A 1,107-nucleotide genomic window follows, 5' to 3' on the forward strand; every position below is an offset into this window, starting at 1 on the left:
CGTAGACCCGCCTCACGCCCGTGGTCACGGTGCCGACGCAGCGCGCCGAGAAGTCGACCCAGAGAGCCCAGGCCCGCAGCCAGGCGTTGCACACGCTGTCCAAGGTCGGGGACGGCGGCGCGTGGCCCGCGATCACCCGGTCGCTGCTGCACGACGCGGACGACGAGGTCGCGCGGAGCGCCTGGCGCGCGGCCGTCGTCCTTGTGCCGGACGGGGCGCGGGAGGGGCTGGCCGCGGACCTGGCCACCCAGCTCGGTCGGGGCGACCGGGACGTGCGGCTCAGCCTCAGCCGGGCGCTCGTCGCGCTCGGGGACGTGGTCGAGCCCGCACTGCGGGCGGGGTCGGAGAGCGCCGACCCGGCGGTGCGCGCGCACGCCCGTGCCACGGAGCGGCTCCTCCAGGACCCGGACGCCGCCTTCGACCCCGACGTCGACGAGGCGGTGCGGATCGTCGCGCTCGGTCCGGGACGGGGCGGGGGAGCGGCGTGCTGATCGGTGAGGTGGCCCGTCGCTCGGGGGTCAGCACCCGGATGCTCCGGCACTACGACTCGCTCGGGCTGGTGCGACCGACGGGCCGCACGGTGGGCGGCTACCGCGAGTACTCCGCGGAGGACATCCGCCGGATCTTCCACGTGGAGAGCCTGAGGTCCCTGGGGCTGTCGCTGCGGGAGGTCGGACGGGCCTTGGAGGATCCTGCGTTCGCGCCGTCCGCGCTGGTCAGCGACCTCATCCGGCGGACCGAGGACCGGTTGGCGCGGGAACGGGAGCTGCTCCAGCGGCTCCGCGCGGTCGACGCCTCGGCGCCGTCGGGCTGGCAGGGCGTCCTGCGCATCGTGGAGCTGCTGCACGGCCTCGACTCGCCCAGCGCCGCGCGCCGCCAGCAGGCCGTCCTGTCCCCGGCCGACGACGTGCCGGTCCCGACCGGCGTGCTGGTGGAGGCGGTCCTCGCGGAGTCCGACCCGAACGTCGCCGGCGCCCTGCGGTGGGCCCTCGCGCGGGCGGGCGCCGACGGCGTGGCCGGCGTGGCGTCCGGCTTGCGTTCGGAGGACGTCGAGGTCCGGCTGCGCGCGGTCCTGGCGCTGGCCGAGGTGCCCGGTGACGAGGCGAC

The 1,107-nt window shown here is 76.9% G+C and carries 1 protein-coding gene and 1 pseudogene; both read left to right on the top strand.

All coding sequences use genetic code 11. The annotated features are described in order from the left end of the window. Positions 1-56: 56 nt before the first annotated feature. Positions 57-491, top strand: a pseudogene (locus AB0G02_RS41795) (HEAT repeat domain-containing protein); the annotation flags it as partial. Continuing rightward, positions 485-1,107, top strand: a 623-nt coding sequence (locus tag AB0G02_RS41800) for a MerR family transcriptional regulator (protein WP_360806602.1), incomplete at its 3' end; no start/stop codon positions are given. The pseudogene AB0G02_RS41795 and the gene AB0G02_RS41800, both read left to right, overlap by 7 nt.

Origin of the sequence: Actinosynnema sp. NPDC023658, assembly GCF_040639995.1 — a bacterium.
Lineage (GTDB): Bacteria > Actinomycetota > Actinomycetes > Mycobacteriales > Pseudonocardiaceae > Actinosynnema.